This window comes from Oceanimonas baumannii (genome assembly GCF_002245495.1).
GTDB classification, from domain to species: domain Bacteria; phylum Pseudomonadota; class Gammaproteobacteria; order Enterobacterales; family Aeromonadaceae; genus Oceanimonas; species Oceanimonas baumannii.
The window spans coordinates 78,759-100,163 of sequence record NZ_NQJF01000012.1 but is presented as its reverse complement, the minus strand read 5'-3'; the positions used below and the strand labels follow the sequence as shown (position 1 = coordinate 100,163).

The 21,405-nt window shown below is 55.9% G+C and carries 22 protein-coding genes; 12 read left to right on the top strand and 10 right to left on the bottom strand.

Going from position 1 to position 21,405, the window contains the following annotated elements; all coding sequences use genetic code 11:
- Nucleotides 1-63: 63 nt before the first annotated feature.
- Genes rsgA through B6S09_RS14455 form a run of 4 tightly spaced genes read left to right on the top strand, consistent with a single transcriptional unit; the run spans nucleotide 64 to nucleotide 5,837 of the window.
- Nucleotides 64-1,098: a small ribosomal subunit biogenesis GTPase RsgA gene (gene rsgA, locus B6S09_RS14470; protein ID WP_094279204.1), complete on the top strand. Its 1,035-nt coding sequence runs from the start codon at nucleotides 64-66 to the stop codon at nucleotides 1,096-1,098.
- Between the two features lie 15 nt (nucleotides 1,099-1,113).
- Complete coding sequence (gene asd / locus B6S09_RS14465; protein ID WP_094279203.1) at nucleotides 1,114-1,974, top strand: archaetidylserine decarboxylase; 861 nt, start codon at nucleotides 1,114-1,116, stop codon at nucleotides 1,972-1,974.
- 29 nt (nucleotides 1,975-2,003) lie between these two features.
- Nucleotides 2,004-5,318, top strand: a complete 3,315-nt coding sequence (gene mscM, locus B6S09_RS14460) for a miniconductance mechanosensitive channel MscM (RefSeq protein WP_094279202.1) — start codon at nucleotides 2,004-2,006, stop codon at nucleotides 5,316-5,318.
- An 18-nt stretch (nucleotides 5,319-5,336) separates the two neighbouring features.
- On the top strand, nucleotides 5,337-5,837 hold the full coding sequence (locus B6S09_RS14455; RefSeq protein WP_094279201.1) for a DUF4136 domain-containing protein: 501 nt from the start codon (nucleotides 5,337-5,339) through the stop codon (nucleotides 5,835-5,837).
- Between the two features lie 84 nt (nucleotides 5,838-5,921).
- On the opposite strand, the gene epmA is transcribed toward B6S09_RS14455, so the two are convergent.
- Together epmA and B6S09_RS14445 are read right to left on the bottom strand one after the other, a co-directional pair.
- A complete protein-coding gene (gene epmA, locus B6S09_RS14450) occupies nucleotides 5,922-6,896 on the bottom strand; it encodes an elongation factor P--(R)-beta-lysine ligase (RefSeq protein ID WP_094279200.1) in 975 nt (324 codons plus the stop codon).
- Nucleotides 6,897-6,938: 42 nt separating this feature from the next.
- Nucleotides 6,939-7,349 (bottom strand): VOC family protein, encoded by a 411-nt coding sequence (locus B6S09_RS14445; RefSeq protein ID WP_094279199.1) that lies wholly within the window; start codon nucleotides 7,347-7,349, stop codon nucleotides 6,939-6,941.
- Between the two features lie 246 nt (nucleotides 7,350-7,595).
- On the opposite strand from B6S09_RS14445, the gene B6S09_RS14440 reads away from it, so the two are divergent.
- On the top strand, nucleotides 7,596-8,639 hold the full coding sequence (locus B6S09_RS14440; RefSeq protein ID WP_094279198.1) for a GMP reductase: 1,044 nt from the start codon (nucleotides 7,596-7,598) through the stop codon (nucleotides 8,637-8,639).
- Nucleotides 8,640-8,805: 166 nt separating this feature from the next.
- Here the strand turns inward: B6S09_RS14440 and efp are convergent, their stop codons facing one another.
- A complete protein-coding gene (gene efp / locus B6S09_RS14435) occupies nucleotides 8,806-9,372 on the bottom strand; it encodes an elongation factor P (RefSeq protein WP_094279237.1) in 567 nt (188 codons plus the stop codon).
- Between the two features lie 41 nt (nucleotides 9,373-9,413).
- On the opposite strand from efp, the gene epmB reads away from it, so the two are divergent.
- Nucleotides 9,414-10,439 carry an EF-P beta-lysylation protein EpmB gene (gene epmB, locus B6S09_RS14430; protein WP_243832873.1) on the top strand — a complete coding sequence of 342 codons (1,026 nt, stop codon included), beginning with the start codon at nucleotides 9,414-9,416 and terminating at the stop codon, nucleotides 10,437-10,439.
- Between the two features lie 3 nt (nucleotides 10,440-10,442).
- On the top strand, nucleotides 10,443-10,751 hold the full coding sequence (locus tag B6S09_RS14425) for a hypothetical protein (protein WP_094279196.1): 309 nt from the start codon (nucleotides 10,443-10,445) through the stop codon (nucleotides 10,749-10,751).
- Here B6S09_RS14425 and B6S09_RS14420 read toward each other — a convergent pair.
- From B6S09_RS14420 to B6S09_RS14405, 4 genes are all read right to left on the bottom strand, one after another.
- Nucleotides 10,735-12,693, bottom strand: coding sequence for an EAL domain-containing protein (locus tag B6S09_RS14420; protein ID WP_094279195.1), 1,959 nt, complete (start codon nucleotides 12,691-12,693; stop codon nucleotides 10,735-10,737). The genes B6S09_RS14425 and B6S09_RS14420 overlap by 17 nt on opposite strands.
- Nucleotides 12,690-13,187 (bottom strand): putative pterin-binding protein, encoded by a 498-nt coding sequence (locus B6S09_RS14415; protein ID WP_094279194.1) that lies wholly within the window; start codon nucleotides 13,185-13,187, stop codon nucleotides 12,690-12,692. The genes B6S09_RS14420 and B6S09_RS14415 overlap by 4 nt, the downstream gene beginning before the upstream one ends.
- A 219-nt stretch (nucleotides 13,188-13,406) precedes the next feature.
- Entirely contained in the window at nucleotides 13,407-15,053 is a 1,647-nt protein-coding gene (groL, locus tag B6S09_RS14410) for a chaperonin GroEL (protein WP_094279193.1), read from the bottom strand.
- A gap of 32 nt (nucleotides 15,054-15,085) precedes the next feature.
- Nucleotides 15,086-15,379 (bottom strand): co-chaperone GroES, encoded by a 294-nt coding sequence (locus B6S09_RS14405; RefSeq protein ID WP_094279192.1) that lies wholly within the window; start codon nucleotides 15,377-15,379, stop codon nucleotides 15,086-15,088.
- A gap of 198 nt (nucleotides 15,380-15,577) precedes the next feature.
- Between B6S09_RS14405 and B6S09_RS14400 the strand changes: the two genes are divergently transcribed.
- Nucleotides 15,578-16,930, top strand: coding sequence for an MATE family efflux transporter (locus B6S09_RS14400; protein ID WP_243832874.1), 1,353 nt, complete (start codon nucleotides 15,578-15,580; stop codon nucleotides 16,928-16,930).
- 117 nt (nucleotides 16,931-17,047) lie between these two features.
- On the opposite strand, the gene B6S09_RS14395 is transcribed toward B6S09_RS14400, so the two are convergent.
- A complete protein-coding gene (locus B6S09_RS14395; protein ID WP_243832875.1) occupies nucleotides 17,048-17,524 on the bottom strand; it encodes an FxsA family protein in 477 nt (158 codons plus the stop codon).
- Nucleotides 17,525-17,634: 110 nt separating this feature from the next.
- Here B6S09_RS14395 and B6S09_RS14390 point away from each other — a divergent pair, with 110 nt between their 5' ends.
- Complete coding sequence (locus B6S09_RS14390) at nucleotides 17,635-18,066, top strand: protein-disulfide reductase DsbD domain-containing protein (RefSeq protein ID WP_094279190.1); 432 nt, start codon at nucleotides 17,635-17,637, stop codon at nucleotides 18,064-18,066.
- A gap of 1 nt (nucleotide 18,067) precedes the next feature.
- Here the strand turns inward: B6S09_RS14390 and B6S09_RS14385 are convergent, their stop codons facing one another.
- On the bottom strand, nucleotides 18,068-18,778 hold the full coding sequence (locus B6S09_RS14385) for an SIMPL domain-containing protein (protein WP_094279189.1): 711 nt from the start codon (nucleotides 18,776-18,778) through the stop codon (nucleotides 18,068-18,070).
- Nucleotides 18,779-18,831: 53 nt separating this feature from the next.
- On the opposite strand from B6S09_RS14385, the gene B6S09_RS14380 reads away from it, so the two are divergent.
- On the top strand, nucleotides 18,832-19,173 hold the full coding sequence (locus B6S09_RS14380; RefSeq protein WP_094279188.1) for a GIY-YIG nuclease family protein: 342 nt from the start codon (nucleotides 18,832-18,834) through the stop codon (nucleotides 19,171-19,173).
- Here B6S09_RS14380 and fkpA read toward each other — a convergent pair.
- A complete protein-coding gene (fkpA, locus tag B6S09_RS14375; protein ID WP_094279187.1) occupies nucleotides 19,160-20,035 on the bottom strand; it encodes an FKBP-type peptidyl-prolyl cis-trans isomerase in 876 nt (291 codons plus the stop codon). The two genes, B6S09_RS14380 and fkpA, sit on opposite strands and share 14 nt — an antisense overlap.
- An 84-nt stretch (nucleotides 20,036-20,119) precedes the next feature.
- Between fkpA and B6S09_RS14370 the strand changes: the two genes are divergently transcribed.
- Nucleotides 20,120-21,124, top strand: coding sequence for a WD40 repeat domain-containing protein (locus B6S09_RS14370; protein ID WP_094279186.1), 1,005 nt, complete (start codon nucleotides 20,120-20,122; stop codon nucleotides 21,122-21,124).
- Nucleotides 21,114-21,332: a SlyX family protein gene (locus tag B6S09_RS14365; RefSeq protein ID WP_094279185.1), complete on the top strand. Its 219-nt coding sequence runs from the start codon at nucleotides 21,114-21,116 to the stop codon at nucleotides 21,330-21,332. The genes B6S09_RS14370 and B6S09_RS14365 overlap by 11 nt, the downstream gene beginning before the upstream one ends.
- Nucleotides 21,333-21,405: the final 73 nt, after the last annotated feature.

The window sequence follows — 21,405 nt, the reverse complement described above, 5'->3', positions numbered from 1 at the left end:
TAAGGACAAGATTGAACGGGAAAGTGTATCATAGCCGGCAGTGAAAACAGGTTCGAGGACAGCGTGACCAAGAAGAAACGCCTGAGTAAAGGCCAGAAGCGCCGCGTTAGCGACAATCACAGCCGCCGGCTGAAAAAACAGCAGGCCGAAACGATTGACGATACCTTGCTGGGCGCACCGGAAGAAGGGGTGGTGATCAGCCGTTTTGGCCAGCATGCCGATATAGAAGACAACACCGGCAACATTCATCGCTGTAACCTGCGCCGCACATTGGGCTCGCTGGTCACCGGCGATCGGGTCGTCTGGCGGCCGGGTACCGATGCCCTGCAGGGCATCAGCGGCGTAGTCGAAGCAGTGCATCCGCGCACCACCGTGCTGACCCGCCCGGACTATTACGACGGCATCAAACCCGTGGCCGCCAATATCGATCAGATAGTGGTGGTCTCCGCCGTCTTGCCCGAGCTGAGCTGCCATATCATCGACCGCTACCTGGTGGCCGCCGAAGATGTGGACATGCCGCCCATGCTGGTGCTCAACAAGGTCGATCTGCTGAGCAACGAACAACGACAACAGGCCGAGCAGGATCTGCAGCGTTACCGTGATATCGGTTACCAGGTGTTGCTGGTGAGCTGTGATAGCGGTGAAGGGCTGGCCGAATTGCAGCAGGCACTGAGCGATCACACCAGCATTTTTGTCGGCCAGTCGGGCGTGGGCAAATCGTCTCTGGTGAATGCCATTATGCCGGATGTGGAAGCCCAGACCGGTGCCGTGTCTGATAACTCAGGCCTGGGCCAGCACACCACTACCACTGCTCGTCTTTATCACTTTGCTACCGGCGGCTCATTAATTGACTCTCCCGGAATCCGAGAATTTTCTCTCTGGCATCTGGCACCCGAGCGGGTTGCCTGGTGTTTTCGTGAGTTTCGCAACTATCTGGGCGGTTGCCGCTTTCGTGACTGCAAACACGGCAATGATCCCGGCTGCTTGCTGCAGGAGGCCGCGGCCGATGGCCGTATTCATGCCGAACGCCTGGAAAGCTATCATCGCATTATGGACGCCATGGCGGATAAACCCGACCGCTACCACCCCAATTCCTGACGGTATAAAACCAGAATGAAAGATCACCTCAAAATTTTACTGCAATATCTGCTGCCCAAACATGCAGTGTCCCGCCTGGTAGGCAAACTGGCTGCCGCCGAGGCCGGTGCACTGACCCAATGGCTGATTAAACACTTTATTCGCCGGTATAAGGTGGATATGAGCGAAGCCGCCCATAGCGAACCCGGGCACTACAAAAGTTTTAATGCGTTTTTTACCCGCCCGCTGAAAGAAGGTGCCCGTCCGGTCGTGGATGATCCCACAACACTGGCCATGCCGGTAGATGGAGCCATCAGCCAGCTGGCTCCCATCGAACAGGGCCGCATTATCCAGGCCAAAGGCCACGACTACAGTGCCCGAGCCCTGCTGGGTGGCGATAAGGCACTGGCTGCTCCTTTTCTGGGCGGTGACTTTGCCACCATCTACCTGGCCCCACGGGACTATCACCGTATTCATATGCCGCTCGACGGCGTGCTCAGAACCATGGTGTATGTGCCCGGTGAGCTGTTTTCCGTCAACCCGCTGACCGCATCCCGGGTACCGGAGCTGTTTGCCCGCAACGAACGGGTGGTGTGCATTTTTGATACCAGTGCCGGCCCCATGGCCATGGTGCTGGTCGGTGCCACCATCGTTGCCAGTATTGAAACCGTATGGGCCGGCACCGTCACCCCGCCGCCAGGCAAACAGGTACAGCGCTGGGACTATCATCCAGACACTGCGCCACGCCTGAGCAAAGGGGAAGAAATGGGCAGATTTAAACTGGGAAGCACCGTTGTCTGCCTGTTCGGCCCCAACAAGGTCGCCCTTAACGAAGAGCTGGAGCCCGGCACTCCCACCCGAATGGGCACCAGTTTTGGCCACCTAGTTCAACCATAATTAAACCAGCCTAGCTGAGAGAGGCCGTCGTGTTTGTCCCTATTCTGTTGTTTTTCACGTTGTTATTTCTGCCGGCTACGGTACCGGCAGATCAAAGCGTGGCCGATATTGAGGCACTGCTGAAAGAAATTCCGGAAGGGGACAAACCCGAACTGCAAAAGCTGCGTGACAGCTATAGTCAGGCGCTGCAACTGGTGCGTGAAGGAGAACGCTATCGCAGCCAGACCGACAGTCTGCGCAAGTTTATGGATGAATTTCCGGCGGCACTGAAAAAACTGGAACAGCAAAAAGCCAGCCTGAAGCAGACCACGACCGAAAACATTGCCTTGCTTGACGGTGTGGATCTCGATCAGGCCCTGGTAGATGCCCAGGCCCGCCGGCTGGAACTGCGACGTCAGCGGGAAGAACTGACCAACACCCTGAACCTGCAGGAACTGAGCAGCGGTGGCGTACACAGCCAGCTTGATGAGTTACGTCAGCAACTGCGCCAGACCCAGCAAACCCTGGATCAACAGCAATTTACCGAAAACCCCAGCCGGCAGCAAAATGCCAACCGCATTCTGACCATGGTCCAGGAGCAGACCCTGCAACGACGCCTGCAAATGCTGGAGCTGGAACAACTGTCAGCAGGGAACCGCGACACTCTGAATAAGCTCAGGCTGGACATATTACAAAGCCGGCTGAACGACCTCGAGCAATACATCGACGCCCTGCAAAACCGCCAGAACGAGCTGCGCAGGGCAACCACCGAAGCGGCCATTGCCGAAAGTGAACGACTGCTGGATGAAGTCGAAACCAGCTCACCTCTGCTTGCCCGGGAGCAGGAACGCAATCAGCAATTATCCTCGTCACTGGCAGAACGCAGTCGCACCATTGAGGCCCTGCAGCTGGAAAACCAAACGGTGGAAAATGCCGTCAGTGAACTGAGTACCCTTAAAAGCAACCTGAAAGAACAGCTGGAATGGCTGGAGATAAGCCGGGGCTTCGGGGAAAACCTGCGTAATCGTCTGAGTGAGCTCCCCGCCTCTTACCCTCTGCGCCAGCTTGAAGCCCGCATAGTACAAAGCAGGGTAGATCGTTATGGCTATCAGGAAGCGCTCGACGACATTAATAATCATATTTACCACAATCGCCTGCTGACCCAGGAACAGGAGCTGAACGAAGAACAGCAATTGCTGCTGGATGAACTGCTTAACACCCGCGCCCGTTTGCTGGAGCGGCTGCTGTCTGTCACCGATAAAGAAATTCATGAGCAAACCCGACTTAAGGTGGCCTACAGCCGCCAAAACAGTCAACTGGAAGAAATCAGAACCCTGACCGACGAGCGTCTGTTCTGGCTGCCCGATCTTCGCCCGATCGGCAGCAGCTTCCCTGCCGCCATGATGGAAACCCTGGACTGGCTTGCCCGTACCGCCACCTGGACCGCTCTGCCCCGCGCTCTGCAGCAGCAAAGCGGCGCCAGCCTGACACTGTATGGTATCAGTACCATGGTGGTCCTTTACTTGTGGCTGCTCAGCCGGCGCAGCCAGAAAGACTATCTGGAACGCATCCATTCGCGTATCGGGAACGTCACCCTGGACAAATACGGTTACACCTTCAACACCCTGTTGCTGAGCCTGCTGACCGCAGTACCGATACCGGCCTTGCTGTCTTTACTGTCGCATGCCATTGACTCCCCGCTGGCATCCCCCATTGTGGTCTCGCTGTCGGTCGCCCTGCGTGCGCTGATGCTGCCCGTGTTTATTTTGCTGCTGGTTGGCAACCTCACCCAGCCGAAAGGCTTGTTGGTCATGCACTTTAATCTGCCTGCCGAACGAGTCAGAAAGGTATGGCGGCAATTCCGGGCCCTGATGCTGAGTCTGCTGCCCATGCTGCTGCTGTTTTATACCGCCAAGGAATTCAGAGAGTTTTCCCTCTACGATACCCTGGGCCGGCTGGCATTTATCTATACCTGCGTCCTGCTCAGCCTGTTCTCCTGGCGGTTATATCGCCAGGATATGCCTCTGTTGGTCTCGGCACCGCAAAAGGAACACCTGACACTGGCCAATCACCTGCTCTGGGGACTGCTGATTATCGCCCCGCTGCTGGCCGGTGCCGCTGCTACTATGGGATATCTGTTTACGGCCCATACATTACTGCGCCAGCTGGAAATTTCGGTGCTGGCCGGTCTTGGCTTCGTGATGGCCTATTACTCGGTGCGCCGCTGGATGCTGCTGCAGCGCCGCCGGCTCGCCTTTGAACGGGCCAAAGCCCGCCGGGCAGAAATACTGGCCCAGCGCAAAGAAAAAGAGCGTGACGAACCTCAGGAAACCCCTCCCAGCCCGGAAGCCGAAGCCGCGGCCGTGGCAGAAGTGGATCTGGATGCCATCAGTGCTCAGTCACTGGGGCTGCTGCGCTCGGTGCTGATGCTGGGTTACATTCTGACCCTGATGCTGCTGTGGTCAGAAATCAACACCGCTTTCAGCTTCCTTGACAGCATTAATGTCTGGCATGTTTCCAGCAGCCTGGCAGGCGAAGACACCCTGGTCCCCATTTCCCTGAAAGATCTGGTTTTAACCCTGTTCCTGGCAATAATGACACTGATCACCGCCCGTAATCTGCCCGGATTAATGGAGCTGAGTGTACTGCAACACCTTAACCTGTCGCCTGGCACCGGCTTTGCCATTACTACCATTTCCAAATATCTGGTGCTACTGTTCGGAGCCTTTGCGACCTTTGCCATGCTGGGCATTGACTGGTCCAAACTGCAGTGGCTGGTGGCGGCGCTGTCGGTCGGTCTGGGCTTTGGCTTACAGGAAATCTTTGCCAACTTTGTATCTGGCCTGATTATTTTGTTTGAAAAACCCATTCGCATCGGCGACACCGTCACCATTCGTGACCTGACCGGTACCATTTCCAAAATAAAAACCCGGGCCACCACCATCGTAGACTGGGACCGGCGTGAAATTATTGTGCCCAACAAGGCGTTTATTACCGAGCAGTTTATTAACTGGTCGCTCTCCGATGCCATTACCCGGGTCAAGCTCTATGTGCGGGTACGGCTGGATGCGGATGTAGAAACAGTACAGCAGCTACTGCAGGATGCTATTAGCGAGTGCAGCCTCATTCTCGATAACCCGGTTCCGGAAGCCTTTCTGATAGAACTCACCGACTCGGCACTGGTCTATGAAGTACGGGTATATGTTAATGATATGGGCCACCGGATGCCCATGACACACGAGCTGCACCACTTGCTGCTTGAGCGGCTGCGCCGGCACGATATCCGCATTCCGCATCAGCAGGTGGATATTCGGCTGGTCGGTGAACAGGGCCAGGCCGTCGCTCAGGAAGACAATAACAGGTAAAGATACCGGGAGGCGGTGATGTTACGGATATTAGCGTTAGCACTGTTGTTGAGCGGTTGCGCTGCTCCTTATGATTACGCGGAAAATACAGACTTCAGCCAGTTTGATACCGTTGCGCTATCCCCGGATGTCGATACCAACAGCCTGGATGGTGCCCGTATTACGGCTGCCGTTCAGGCCCTTCTTCCCGGCCGGGGCCTGATACTCAGTGAGCCGGAGCAGGCCTCACTCTGGCTGAGCTACCGGCTTGATGAAAGTGTGCGGGTACTCAGCACTATGCCCAATATGTTCGGCCAGAGCCGGTTCTGGGATGAAGAGCGAATATACGGCACCCGGCGCGAGCAACACCTGACACTGTTGCTGATTCAGCCTGGCTCAGGCAAAGTGCTGTGGAAAAGCCGTCATCCCAGCGCCTTTCCCGGAGAAAACATGCATGGCGCCGCCCGCCGGGACAAAATCAGGCAACAGGTAGCCGCGTTACTGGAAAACTACCCGCCGCCCCCTTCGGGGGAGCTGTAAGCAACACAGCGGTGCTTACAATCACGGCGCCGTGATTGCGCTCCACACCGACCTGCTTATAGCTGACAGCTATAAGCAGGTGTTTTACGCCCGGGTAACCGGAAAAGCAATCACCTGATCCAGCCGCTCGGCCCCCAGTGCCAGCATAATCAGCCGGTCAATGCCCAGCGCCACCCCTGCGCAGTCGGGCAATCCCGCCTGCAGTGCGGCCAGCAGATATTCATCCACCGGCTTCTCTTTCAGTCCTCTGACACGGCGCAAGTGATTATCCTGTTCAAAGCGGGCACGCTGTTCGGCAGCATCGGTCAGTTCATGAAAGCCATTGGCCAGTTCAATCCCTTTGAAATAAACCTCAAACCGTTCAGCCACCCGTCCGTCAACAGGGCTGATCCGTGCCAGCGCCGCCTGGCTGGCCGGAAAGTCATACACAAAACAAGGTGAGTGCTGACCAATCACCGGCTCCACCCCAAAGGCAAATAACAGCTGCAGCAGCGTGTCTCTGTCTTCTTCCCGGGCCACCAACTCATCAGCCCCCAGCCCCTGGCCAGCAGCCTGCAACTCCGCCATCGATGCGCTCAGCGGGCATACCCCAAGCACTTGTTCAAACGCCATGGCATAACTGAGGCGTACCGGCTCATCACAGCCCAGCACACACTGCAGCAACTCAGCCATTTCATCCATTAACCGGTGATGATCAAAGTCCGGACGGTACCACTCCAGCATGGTGAACTCCGGATTATGCAGCCGGCCCGACTCTTCATTACGGTAAGATTTACAAATCTGATAGATAGGGCCGCAGCCGGCAGCTAACAGCCGCTTCATATGAAATTCCGGCGACGTCTGCAGGTAAAGCGTCTGGCCCTGCGCCATGCCCGGGCCAGTGAAGTCGGTCACGAAGTTTTCCAGGTGCAGGTCCGTAACACCTGCCGCCGCCATGGTCGGCGTATCCACTTCCAGTACGCCTCGTCCGGCAAAGAAAGTACGAATAATATGAAGCAGCTCGGCCCGCCGGCGCAGCAGGGCAAGATCAGCGGAAGGAGACCAGGTTGGCATCGTCATAACAGGCACTCGGCAAAAAGGCGAGTTTAGCCGGAATCACTCTTAACTGGCAGATCCGATATCGCCTTTCAGTTCAATCTGGTTGCCTTCAGGATCAAACAAATAGATGGACAAGCCTTCACCCTGGGCACCATAGCGCACAGACGGCGGTTCACAGATCACCCCCGATAAGCTGAAATAGTTGAGCAAGGCATCGGGATCGAAGGGATCAATACGCAAACAAAAATGATCCATATTGGCCCGGCAGGGATCAACCGCTTCACCATCTCCGCCCAGCGGTCCGCGGATATCCACCAAATCAATGAGCTGATCACCGGCCCGTAACTGGTAAAGCCCGATATCGGTTTTTTCCCGTTCCAGGGCGCATCCCAGCACCTTGCAGTAAAAGTTCAGCATCCGCTGCGGGTTGCGCACCCTCAGCACCAGATGATCCAGCCCGGTAATCCTGAACATAGCCCCACCCTCACCCTTTGGTTTGACCAATAATGGCGTAAATTTACACAAAATAAAAGCACCGCTGACACGCCCGGACAAGCAGCAACAGGGCGTGTGAGCCACGTTAACGGAGCCTGACAAGAAAACTTCTGAACTAAAAGTCAGGAATTGTTGCAAAAAAGTTCGCCGTGGCTAGAATGCCTAAAACCGGGGGCCTAAAAACCCCCGGTTTTTTTATGCCTGTCATTTACTGAGGTAATACCAATGCGTATCGAAGAAGACTTGAAACTGGGCTTTAGGGATGTGCTGTTTCGCCCCAAGCGTTCTACGCTAAACAGCCGCTCTCAGGTCGAACTGAACCGCGAGTTCACCTTTAAGCATTCAGGTCGCCGCTGGTCCGGTGTACCGGTTATCGCCGCCAACATGGACACAGTGGCCACCTTTGAAATGGCCCGCGCCCTTGCTGGGCACGAGATGCTGACCGCAGTTCACAAACATTATTCGGTTGAACAATGGCAGGCATTTGTTAACAACGCCGGCACTGACGTACTCAAGCACGTGATTGTGTCTACCGGCACCTCCGAGCGTGACTTTGAAAAACTGCAGCAGATCCTTTCCCTGTCCGACGACCTGGGCTTTATCTGCATCGACGTGGCCAACGGTTACAGCGAACACTTTGCTGCCTTTGTTTCCCGTGTGCGTGAACAGTGCCCCGGCCACACCATCATCGCCGGTAACGTCGTCACCGGTGAAATGGTGGAAGAGCTGATCCTGTGCGGTGCCGATATTGTTAAAGTCGGCATTGGTCCCGGCTCTGTATGTACCACCCGCGTGAAGACCGGTGTGGGTTATCCTCAGCTGTCCGCCATTATCGAGTGCGCCGATGCCGCTCATGGTCTGGGCGGCCAGATCATCGGTGACGGCGGCTGCACCTGCCCCGGTGATGTCGCCAAGGCCTTTGGTGGCGGTGCCGACTTTGTCATGCTGGGCGGTATGCTGGCAGCCCACGAAGAATGCGGTGGCGAATTGATTGAACGCGATGGCCGGCAGTTCATGAAGTTCTACGGCATGAGCTCGGCCAGCGCCATGGACAAGCATTCCGGCGGGGTAGCCAAATACCGTGCAGCGGAAGGAAAAACGGTTGAGCTGGCCTATCGCGGCCCGGTCGACAACACCGTTAACGACGTGCTTGGCGGCGTGCGTTCCACCTGTACCTATGTGGGTGCCCAGCGCCTGAAGGAACTGACCAAGCGCACCACCTTCATTCGCGTACGCGAGCAGGAAAACAACGTTTACGGCAAGGAATAACAGCTATAAGCGGTAAGCTATCAGCAATCGGCCCGGTTGGTACAGCCCTCCGGGCCTACTGGCACAGGGGTTATGTTTGACTTACAGCTTAAAGCTGATGGCTTACAGCTGCTTTACATAAAAAAACGGCGCCGAAAGGCGCCGTTTTTTTATGTAAAGCCTGAGCTTATTTTACGCGGGAAACATACTCACCGGAGCGGGTATCCACACGCAGAACTTCACCAATCTGAATAAACAGCGGCACACGAACCACCGCACCAGTGCTCAGAGTAGCGGGCTTACCACCGGTACCGGCGGTATCACCCTTCAGGCCCGGATCGGTCTCAACCACTTCCAGCTCGACGAAGTTGGGCGGCGTCACGGAGATAGCAGCGTTGTTCCACAGTGTCAGGGTGCAGACATCCTGCTCTTTCAGCCACAGTCTGGTCTCGCCCACGGCTTTTTCATCCGCAGCAATCTGTTCAAAGGTGTCGTTGTTCATGAAGTGATAGAACTCGCCATCGTTGTACAGATAAGCCAGCTCTACGTCCATCACGTCGGCCGCTTCCACACTATCGCCGGACTTGAAGGTCTTTTCCAGCACCTTGCCATTGAGCAGGCGACGGATCTTCACGCGATTGAACGCCTGTCCTTTACCGGGCTTAACGAATTCGTTTTCGATAATGGCACAAGGCTCGCCGTCCAGCATAATCTTGAGACCGGACTTGAATTCATTGGTACTATAAGAGGCCATTTTACCCTCGTAGATTGACAGAGTTGCAGAAAATGCCGGCAATGATACTCCCAAATGCGGGCGATTTACATATTTCCTGGCAAAAAGAACTGGGCCAGTCCTTTACTCACCCAGAACAGTTGCTGGACTATCTGGGCCTGGACCCGACGCCCTGGCAGCAAGGGCTGGCTGCCCGTAAATTGTTTGCCATGCGCGTCCCCCGTCCCTTTGCCGACAAGATGCGCCCGGGCGACCCGTCGGATCCGCTGCTGCGGCAGGTGTTACCCCTGAACGAAGAGTTTGCGCAGGTACCGGGCTTTGTTACCGATCCGCTGGAGGAACACGACAGTGCTCTGCCCGGTCTGCTGCACAAATATCGCTCCCGGGTACTGCTGGTGCTGCGCGGCGGTTGTGCGGTGAACTGCCGTTACTGTTTCCGCCGCCACTTTCCCTATGCCGATAACAGCCCCGGCCAGAGCGGCTGGCAGCCGGCCGTAAACTATATTGCCGCCCACCCGGAAATTAACGAGGTGATCCTGTCCGGCGGCGATCCGCTGATGGCCAAGGACCACCACATTGCGGCCCTGCTGAGCGAGCTGGAAGCCATTCCTCACCTGCGCCGGCTGCGCATTCACAGCCGGCTGCCGGTGGTGATTCCGGCCCGTCTTACCGAAGAGCTGCGTGAACGACTGAATCAGAGCCGGCTGCGCCCGGTGCTGGTGCTGCACGTTAACCACGCCAACGAAATCGATGATGACATGGCCAGGCGTCTGCAGGGCTGGCAGCGGGCCGGCATTACTCTGCTGAATCAGAGTGTGCTGCTGGCCGGAGTCAACGACAATGCCGATGTCCTCGAAGCACTCTCGGAGCGGTTGTTTGAAGCAGGTGTATTGCCCTATTACCTGCACCAGCTGGATAAAGTAGCCGGTGCGGCACACTTTGCGGTGAGTGACGAACAGGCAAGAGCCCTGATGGCACAACTGCTGGCCCGCCTGCCAGGCTTTCTGGTACCCCGTCTGGTACGGGAAGTCGGCGGCGAGGTCAGTAAAACTCCCCTCGATTTACATCTTGAACCTGTTAAGGAATAAAGCATGCACGACTCGGTAACAGACCGGCTTAACGATACCCTGAAAGAGCTGTATCACCAGGCTATCGACGCTGACAAAAAACTCGCCGCGCTGCGCGCCAAGGGACAGGCCAAATTCAACGCCGTGCTGCGTGAAGACAGTCAGTTCACCACCCATGCCGACCACTTTATGCCCTATGTCGCCGAGCTGGCGGATGAACTGGAAATGTTGTCATCCAGCTCGGAGACCGAATATCAGGCGCTGCTGGCACGCATGGTGCACAAAATCCAGTTGCTGGCCTCCACCCTGAGTCAGTTTATGCGTCTGAATTGATCTCAAAGTCGGTGAGCCGGGCCGGGCCGCGGTTTTCCAGCCACTCCCTGACTTCCATAGCGGCCAGTGACGTGCTGATATAAGGTCCCTGCAACAGGACATTGTTGCCAAGGGCCGTGACCTGGCCCGCTTCCACCGCACTGCTGATCCCACAGCATACCACCGGCAGTTTCAGCACCCGGGCCAGTTCAAACAGTCTGCCCAGCTGTTCTTTTGCCACTTCATTCTGCTCAATGCCACAACACCAGGATGCATCCAGCTGCAGCCAGTTCAGTGGCAGCTGGAGCAACTGCCCCCATTGCGAGCACCCGGAGCCGAACCCGGCCAGCAAAATACCGATCCCCCGGTGGTTCAGGCTATTCAGCAGTGTTGAGGCCTTCGGACCGGCTTCTCTGATCATCTTTTCCGTCAGCTCCAGTACCAGCGCGTCTCCGGGTAATCCGTGGCGATTGAGCAGATGGGCAAGCCGCTCTCGCAAAGACAAGCGGAATGCCGATGCCGGTAACGGTAAAGAGATAAACAGCCCCGGATTTACCGCTCGCCACTCGGGCAGCAATTCGCCCACCCGGTTCATCACCCACTGCAATAAACGCTCCGACAGCTGGTATTGTTCGGTCATGCGCACCAGCTCGTTATCGGTGATTTCACCAAAGCGAGGATGTCGCCATTGCAGCGATAGCCTCAGACCGGCACAGTGCCCCACCGGAGTGACCAGCGGACTGAAGTACAGGCTGAGGCTATCACTTTCCAGTGCCGCCGGCAGATCACGGGCCAGCTGCTGACGACGTTCAATGTCTTTCAGCATGGAAGGGTCGAAAATCACATAGGGCAGGTTATCCCGGCGACATAACTCCAGCGCCAGCTCGCCCCGGGCCAGCAAATCCACCATATTTCCGGCATCCGCCGGATATAACACCACGCCGATTTGAGGTGCGGGATAAAAATCATGGCCACCAATGGTTTCAGAAGAAAGTAACTCCTGGCGAATACGTGCCAGCTGAGCGCGTATTTCGCTCAGTTCCAGCATGCCCTCCGTCATCACGAGCAAACCATCACGTCCCAGCGAAGACAGATATTCACCGGGTAACAGACATTGCTCCAGCCGCTGCGCCAGCCGCTGTTGCAACAGATCCGCCACTTTAAAGCCAAATTGTTGCCGGATGCGGGAAAAGTCTTCCAGCTCCAGCAATGTCAGACAAAATGGCCGGCGGCGTACAATCAAATGTTCCAGCCGGTGCTGCAGCGAAAAGCGGTTGGGCAGCCCGGTCAGGGGATCATGCAACAGCCGGCGGCGATAGCCCCACAGCTCGGCACCCAGCATCCCCAGCAGCAGCAAACCGCAAACCGCTAGGCTGACGATACAGACAGACAACTGTCTGCCAAGCTCCTGATAGGCCTGATCATACTCGGCATAAAACAGCACGTTACTTTGCATAGTCGCCGTCATGGTCCGGGACAGAGGCTCGGTATAGGGACTAAGTTCAGCCAGCAGCAACTGATATTCCGGAATACCGGGACGGATGGCCTTCACCATGGGCTCCATCGACCTGACCCGGTTTTCAATTTGCTGGACAAGTTGCCACAGTTCGGGCCTGTCGGTCAGCGTATCTCTGAGCTGGTTACTGAGCAACGCCGGTGTGCGGCTCCATAAAATATCGTAACGCAGCATCAGCTCATCGTGACTGATGGCCCCCGCATGCAACAGCCTGACGCCATCCAGAAAACGGTTCATCTCCAGTTTCAGCTGCATCAATGACCAGGGCAACTCGTAGTTGCGCTGTTCTAGCAGCATATTATGTTGTTTTATGCCCTGCAGTGAGTAGGCAGCCCCCCCACCAAATAACAGCATGCATAATACAAGCAACGGGATAACGGCACGCTTTACCGAACGAGAAATCCCCAGGGGATCCGTGCCAGGAATCGGGATCAAAAATCGCTTCACAGGGGTTCCGTTCTTACCGTAATGTGGCTGAGCTGCCAGGTCATATAATGCAGAAACTCCGCCTGCTGCAGCTCGGACAGAGTGTCGTAGGGCAGCATCAGCCACAGCGGTCCTTTACCGCGTCTGCTCATCACCTTTTCATCTTCACTCCAGGCCAGTATCGGGTGATAAGGTGCCAGTTCCTGCCAGTTTGCAGCCACACTGAATCCGTTCAGCGCCTGCAGGTAAATCGTTTTAATCCGCTCTCCGGAAAACAGTCTCTGGAGCAGTACAGACAGATCCGGCCCCTTATAGGTGTGAAACTGCCGGGACCAGGGGTGAAGGATGGCCATTTCTTTTTGCGGCAACGCCTGCAACTGAGACAGTGTATATTCAACTTGCTCATAATGATGGCCATCTTTTTCGATGTTGCCGGAAATGGTCAGTATAACCGGTTCGCCCGCCCGGGCTGCCCATGACATCAGGCACAGAATAATGACGCTAATGCGCTTCATAGTGCGTTCCTTAGGCCGCAGCGGCCGCTGCCGGCAGATCCTGAAAACTACAAAGGCTCATCGGCCCCCATCAAGATAAGGCTGTCATCATACCCAAAACATTTCGTGTCACCGAAGTGTAATTGAAAGACCGGTACCTGAAGCACATTAAATAAAAAAAGCCGGACCTTTCGGTCCGGCTTTTTGAGGATAGCCTGAAAGGCAATAGTGTGATTTAAATCACATCATGCCGCCCATGCCACCCATTCCGCCCATACCACCCATGTCAGGCATGGCCGGGGCATCGTCCTTCGGCAGGTCGGTCACCATCGCTTCGGTGGTGATCATCAGACCAGCTACAGAAGCGGCGAACTGCAGCGCAGAACGGGTGACCTTGGTCGGATCCAGGATACCCATTTCCAGCATGTCACCGTAGGTGTCGTTACCGGCGTTGTAACCGTTGTTGCCTTCGCTGGCCTTAACCTTGGAAACCACCACAGAGGCTTCTTCACCGGCATTGGTAACAATCTGACGCAGTGGAGCTTCCATGGCGCGCAGGGCAACCTTGATACCCACGTTCTGGTCTTCGTTGTCACCGGTCAGGTCAACCAGCTTGGACGCAGCACGTACCAGCGCTACACCGCCACCGGGCACCACGCCTTCTTCCACCGCAGCGCGGGTCGCGTGCAGGGCGTCGTCAACGCGGGCTTTCTTCTCTTTCATTTCTACTTCGGTGGCAGCACCCACTTTGATCACGGCAACACCGCCGGCCAGTTTGGCCACACGCTCTTGCAGCTTCTCACGGTCGTAATCGGAAGAAGACTCTTCGATCTGCTGGCGAATCTGCGCCACGCGAGCATTGATGGTCTCGGCTTCACCCACACCGTCAATGATGGTGGTGTTGTCTTTGCTGATCACTACACGCTTGGCACGGCCCAGATCTTCCAGAGTGGCTTTTTCCAGCTCCAGACCCACTTCTTCGGAGATCACGGTACCACCGGTCAGAATGGCGATATCCTGCAGCATGGCCTTGCGACGGTCACCAAAGCCCGGGGCTTTAACACCGGCTACTTTCACGATACCACGCATGTTGTTGACTACCAGCGTGGCCAGGGCTTCGCCTTCCACATCTTCGGCAACGATCAGCAGCGGTTTGTTCTGCTTGGCCACACCTTCCAGTACCGGCAACAGTTCGCGGATGTTGGATACTTTTTTGTCAACCAGCAGGATGAAGGGGTCTTCCAGCTCAACGGTGCCGGTTTCCTGCTTGTTGATGAAGTAGGGAGACAGGTAGCCACGGTCGAACTGCATGCCTTCTACCACGTCCAGTTCGTCTTCCAGGCCCTGGCCTTCCTCAACAGTGATAACCCCGTCGGTACCCACTTTTTCCATGGCTTCAGCGATCAGGGTGCCGACTTTTTCGTCGGAGTTGGCAGAGATGGTACCCACCTGAGCAATGGCCTTGGTGTCTTTGCACTCAACAGACAGGCTCTTCAGCTCAGTCACCGCCTGAATCACGGCCTTATCGATACCGCGCTTCAGATCCATCGGGTTCATGCCCGCGGCAACGGCTTTCAGACCTTCATTCACGATGGCCTGGGCCAGCACGGTAGCGGTGGTAGTGCCGTCACCAGCTTCGTCGTTGGCCTTGGACGCCACTTCTTTCACCATCTGGGCGCCCATGTTTTCGAACTTGTCTTCCAGCTCGATTTCCTTGGCCACTGACACACCATCTTTGGTGATATTGGGAGCACCGAAGGACTTGTCCAGTACCACGTTGCGGCCTTTCGGGCCCAGGGTTACCTTAACGGCGTCGGCCAGGATGTTAACGCCTTTGAGCATTTTTACACGGGCGTCGTTACCAAATTTTACGTCTTTAGCTGCCATTGTTTATCTTCCTTAAAAGTGGATGAACCGGATTATTCTTCGACGATAGCGAGAATGTCGCCTTCAGACAGGATCAGTACTTCCTGACCGTCCAGCTTCTCGGTTTTAACGCCAAACCCTTCGTTAAAGATCACCTTGTCACCGACCTTTACAGACATGGCTTTCACTTCACCGTTGTCCAGCGTGCGGCCATTACCCACTGCCAGTACTTCTCCACGAGTGGATTTCTCTGCGGCAGAGCCGGTAAGAACGATACCGCCGGCCGACTTGGCCTCGGCTTCAATACGCTTGATAATAACGCGATCATGCAATGGACGAATGTTCATCGATAACTCTCCTGGTGAGTTTTGTTACCTTGTTAGATAAACGGCCAAAGGCCGATACTTGTTCCGTTGACTTCCTATATGGGAGCGCATTTCCGGCCTTCAAGAGGTCAAGGAAAAAATTTTTTAAAATCCATGTACCAGCGGCGTTATCATGGCCGCCATGTTTCCGGCCTGCGCCCGCAACACAAAGGTTATTTTTTGGAACGCACCAACTCTCTGCTCACTGCTCCCATCGGTCCCAAACTGGCACGCATGACCGGCCCCATGGCGCTGGGCATAGTAGCAATCCTGGCGTTCAATCTGGTTGATACCTTTTTTATTGGCCTGCTGGGAACAGAGCCGCTGGCGGCGGTGACTTTTACCTTTCCGGTCACCTTTGTGGTGACTTCCCTGGCCATGGGGCTGGGTGCCGGCCTGTCGGCCAGTCTGGGCCAGGCCCTGGGAGCTGGCCAGCATGGACAAGCCGCCCGCTTTACCAGCAACAGCCTGCTGCTGTCATTGCTGTTGATTGCCGGCTTGTCGGGCCTGGGCCTGGCAAGCATGGATATATTGTTTGCCTTGCTGGGTGCCGGCCCTGAATTAATCCCCCTGATTAAGGATTACATGGTGGTCTGGTATGCCGCCTCTCCCATGCTGATCGTGCCCATGGTATGCAATGCGGCAATTCGCGCGACCGGAGATACCAAAACACCGGGGCTGGTGATGCTGGTGGCCGGACTGGTAAATGGTGTGCTGGATCCCTTACTGATTTTTGGCCTGGGCCCGTTTCCGGCCCTCGGCATTCGCGGTGCTGCCATTTCCTCGGCCCTCTCCTGGCTGATGGCCATGGTGGTCGCCCTGTATTTATTGCAGCACAGGGAACAGCTGCTGAGCTGGCAACCTCCGGCTTTTCGCCAGATGCTGGCGCACTGGCGTCAGCTGTTACACGTAGCCATTCCCGCTTCTTTTACCAGCGTCTTGAACCCGGTCGCCACCGCGCTGCTGATGCTACTGCTGGCGGATTTTGGCAACGAAACCGTGGCCGCATACGGTGCCGCCTCACGGATTGAAGCCGTGGTACTGATTGTGATGATGGCTCTGAGCTCGGTGCTGGCTCCCTTTATTTCCCAGAACACCGGTGCGGGTCAGCATGAGCGCAGCCGTCACGGCCTGCTGCTGGCCATGCGCTTTGCACTGATATTCCAGCTGGTTGTGTTTATGGTGCTGTGGTTGCTGGCACCCCGGATTGCAGAATGGTTCACCGACAGTCCGGACGTCAGTGCACTGTTGCAGCAATATTTGCGACTGGTGCCGCTAAGTTATGGCTTACAGGGCTGCTTTATGTTGCTGGGAGCCGCACTGAACGGTCTGCGGGTGTCGGTCATTTCACTGATGTTAAACGGTCTGCGTCTGTTTGGCCTGCTGTTACCGCTGGCCTGGCTGGGTGCCGGAATGGCCGGTGCCGAAGGGATTTTTACCGGCATCCTGCTGGCCAATCTGCTGGCAGGCACGCTTGCCTGTCTGTATGCCTGGCGGCGATTTCCCTGGCGTATTCGCCACCCGCTGAGTTAACAACTGGAGAAACAGAGCTCAGGACTGTGACTTTTTACCAACCAATTCATGGGCCGAGTATTGCGCACGGCCCTCACCAGCAAACACCATGTATCGCTTCCGGCTCCCCAAGGGAGGTTACTTCTCGTCTTTGCGCTCGGCTTCACCTTCAAAGGTGATGCCTTTGCGATCGTCATCCTCATGGATACGAGTTTCGGTGTGATAGTAATATTCAGCACTGAAGGTGTGGCCCTTATCGCCACGGACATGTGCCCGGGACAGAAAACGATCGGCCAAGGCGGTACGAACCGGCGGCAACAACAGTAATACACCGGCAAAGTCGGTCACAAACCCCGGCAACAGCAACAGTACGCCACTCAACGCCAGCATCATGCCAGAGACCATTTCCCGGGCGGGTGTTTCGCCACGATTAACTTTTTGCTGAGCTTCCATCAGGGTTTGCAGGCCCTGAATACGCACCAGACTGAGGCCGATAATGGCCGTCAGCAGGATCAGGGCGATGGTGCTCCAGGCACCGATGGCCGAGCCCACCTCGATAAACACGAAAATTTCGAGCAAGCCGGCACCAATAAAAAATAACAGTATTCTGCCCACAATCACCTCTTTTTGCCGTTAACGGCTTACAATGGGTCAAGTTAATGCAAATGGGGACGTGCAACCCCTTTTTCAAATGCCGATATTCAGCCGGCCACAGGAGACATATTTTGAAACCTGCCTTGTTTATTGCCGCTATGGCCGGATTATTACTGATACTGGCCCCTTTTGCACTGAAGCATTTAACTGTGTCAGCACCGCCCGAAGACCACATTATGACGGTAGACGAGGCCTTTGCCGTCAGCTTGGAACGCCATCAACACGCCCTGCAGCTGAATATTGATATCGCCCCCGGTGCCTACCTGTATCGCGACAAGCTGCACATTGAACCGGAAGGCCTCGCACTGGGTCAATGGCAATTGCCCGCCGGAGAACCTTATGAAGACGAGTATTTCGGTAAAAGCCAGGTTTACCGCGAGCAGCTTGCACTGGAATTGCCCTTGTTGAACGGCTCCTCTGATGGCCATCTGATGCTGCATTATCAGGGCTGCGGATACGGCCTGTGTTATCCGCCGCAGCAGCGGAAACTTGAGGTTAACTGACTCATTCCAGCAAGTATTCCACACTGGTCACAACCCGGATTTTCTTAATTTCGGGTGTATAACTGTCCAGATCGGTAATGGAAAAATAGCCCTGCTGAGCCGAGCGGATACCACCCACCTGAGCATCGGCATCACTGGCAAACTGGCGGGCCGCTTCCCTGGCATTGGCCGTTGCGTCAGCGATCATGTCGGGTTTAATATCGTTGAGGCCGGTAAAAATATACTGGGTTTTATGCTCATAGTTCTGGGTCAGCAAGACCCCCTGGCTCACCAGCCCGGCCACCGCTGGCTGCGCATTTTTAACCAGTGCAACCTTGTGGCTGCGTACCAGCAACACGGCATCAGCACGATAGCGCTGAGGTGCCCGCTGCTGACCATACTGATTGGCCCAGACATCATTCACCACTGGCGCGGAAAAGCTCAGTTCGCTTTGCTCAAAACCCTGCTGTAATAAAAACCCGGTAATGTTATTTCTGTCTTTATCAATGGCAGTGTAAAGACTTTCCAGACTATCGGCCGACACCGAAAAGCTGAGCGGCCATAACACCAGATCCGCCTGCACCTCCCGCTCAGCCAGGCCCTTGACCGACACCACCCGATCAGACTGCTTCCAGATTTGCACAGCATCCTTCAGATAGCTGCCACCCCATATCAGGCCAAGAGCGATAAGCCCGCCCAGCAGTGCTGCCTGACCGTTTCCATTTGCTTTCATACCAAACCCCGTTAGCATTTGCTGACATTCACGTTTCGATTGTAACCCATTCCATGACTGATGCTGCGTTCACCGCTCAATGGTACCTTTATCTGCTACGCTGCCGGGATAACAGCCTGTACGGAGGGATTACACTTGATCCCGTCCGCCGCTGCCATGAACACAATGAAGTACGAGGGCGCGCCTCGCGCTATGTCTGGGCACGTCGCCCCGCCACGCTGGTCTGGCAACAACCGGTCGCCGGCAAGTCTGTCGCGCTGAAACTGGAATACCGGCTTAAGCGCTTGCCCAGAAAACAAAAGGAGCAATTGCTGGCCCAGCCCGAAAGCTGGCAACAATTGCTCCTTGCTCAATCCGGCACCGTCGGTGCCGACTCAATCATTACTGTTGAGTAGCTTCTTCCTTCTGCGCAGCAACGGCTTCTTCTGCATCGGCCGCCTTTTCAATCTCCAGCAGCTCAACTTCAAAAATCAGCACGGCATTGCCGGGAATGCTACCGGCACCGGTTTCACCATAGGCCAGATCAGCGGGAATAAAGAACTTGTACTTGGCACCGACCGGCATCAGCTGAACACCTTCAGTCCAACCCGGAATAACCTGATTCAGCGGGAAGCTGGCGGGCTCACCACGCTCTACCGAACTGTCAAAGGTAGTACCGTCAATCAGGGTACCGGTGTAATGCACAGTCACCACATCTTCTGCCGCCGGCTTGTCACCTTCGGCATCGGTCAGCACTTCATATTGCAGGCCGGATTCGGTGACCTGAACGCCGTCACGCTTGGCGTTTTTCTCCAGAAACTCCTGACCTTCTTTCAGCGTGGCCGCAGCTTCTTCCTTGGATTTGGTTTCGATCAGCTCGTTGATATGAGTGTCGTAATCCATCAGCGCCTGCTTGACTTCCTCTTCGGTCATTTTGGCATCGGTACCGAAGCCATCTTTTACACCCTGCAGAATAACGTCATTATTGAGCGTGATCCCCAGCTCCTGCTGCTTCTCCAGGGTAGAGCCGATGTAACGGCCCATAGACAGACCGATGGCATAGGCTGACTTGTCCTCGAAATTCCCCAGCTCCGCAGAACCTTCGGCTGACGGTGCCACTGTATTTTCAGCGGTTTTGTTTTCAGCAGCAGTGGCGTTTTCTGCCGCCGGAGCAGCCTTGTCTGCCGGTGCCACAGAGGCAGCCTGCTCTTCATTACAACCACTTAACCCCGCCATCACGGCGGTTGCCAGCAAACTGACCTGTAACAGCTTTTTCATTATCAACTCCGAATCGGGTGCACAGACACCTTGGAAAATGAGAGACTTATACTCAGGGATTTATACTAACCTTGCAACTTGTCCATGCGAAACCCTTTCTCGGCAAAAAACCGCCCCAGCCTTGTTGCTGCGGCAATCATTGTCCTGACCCTCTCCGGTTGTGACTCTGCAGAGCCGCCCCTGAGCCGTCAGCCGCTTTCCACTGGCAGCATATTGGCAGCACAGACCAATGGCCATTTTACCCTGGTTGCCCCCGGCAATGGTCCGGTACAGGTCTGGCAGCAGGGCGACGCAGCCCCGTTGTATCAGTGGCACCAGGGGAAAGAAACCGATCCCGTGGTCTTGCTGGCCATCAGCCCTGACGGTCACACGGCTGCCACCGCCACTGAACAAACCGTGGCAGTCTGGTCGCTGGAAAGTGGCCGGAACCTGGGATTTTACAGCCTGGATCATACCCTGCGGGCCTTGTCGCTGGCCGACAGTGGCCAGGCACTGTTACTGGGCTACCACAGCGGCGAGGTGGAATTTGTGGAGCTGAACAGCGGCCGCCGGCTGCTGTTTCTCGGTCATGACGATGTCATTAACAGCCTGGATTTATCTGCCAACGGCCAGTATGCCTTAAGCGCCAGTCAGGATGGCAGGGTGATTTTCTGGCAAACAGAGAATGCTGCCATGCTGGCGGACTGGCAGCATGAGAACAGTGTCAATCTGGTGACTCTGGATCAGGGCGGGCGTTACGCCTTCAGTGCCGATGCTCAGGGACAAGGGCAAGTACACCGCCTGCCCGGCGGTGAGCTGCAGGCACAGCTTGAGGTACCGGCCCGAGGTCAGACCTTTGTCAGCGCCCGCATTGACGCCGCCCGGAATCGTCTTGCCACCGGCGGCACTGCCCGCCGGCTGGATTTATGGCAACTCAGCGATGGGGCTCACCTGAAACAATGGCAAGTAGGACTGCACACTCAGCTGAGGCCAGCCAGTGCCATGGTGTATAGTGTTGCCTTTACCGCACCCGACCAGCTTTACAGTGCCAGCTCTGCCGGCCTGGCGGAAACCTGGACCATAACCAACAGAGAACACCATGATGAATGACGAACTGCTGCAACGACTGGAGCAGCTGGAAACCAGGCTGGCCTTTCAGGACGACACCATCGACCTGCTTAATCAAGAGATTACCGCCCAGGGCGGCGAAATCGCCCGTCTTAAACAGCAGCTCAGCCTGCTCAGCAAGAAATTCAGGGAAATACAACCCGGCCAGATAGCCAGCCAGGCGGAAGAAACCCCGCCGCCCCATTACTGACGGAACGGAGCAGGAAAGACAGCGACTTCCGCCTCCCGCGCTTAAATGTCACGCAGCGCTGACAGATAAAACG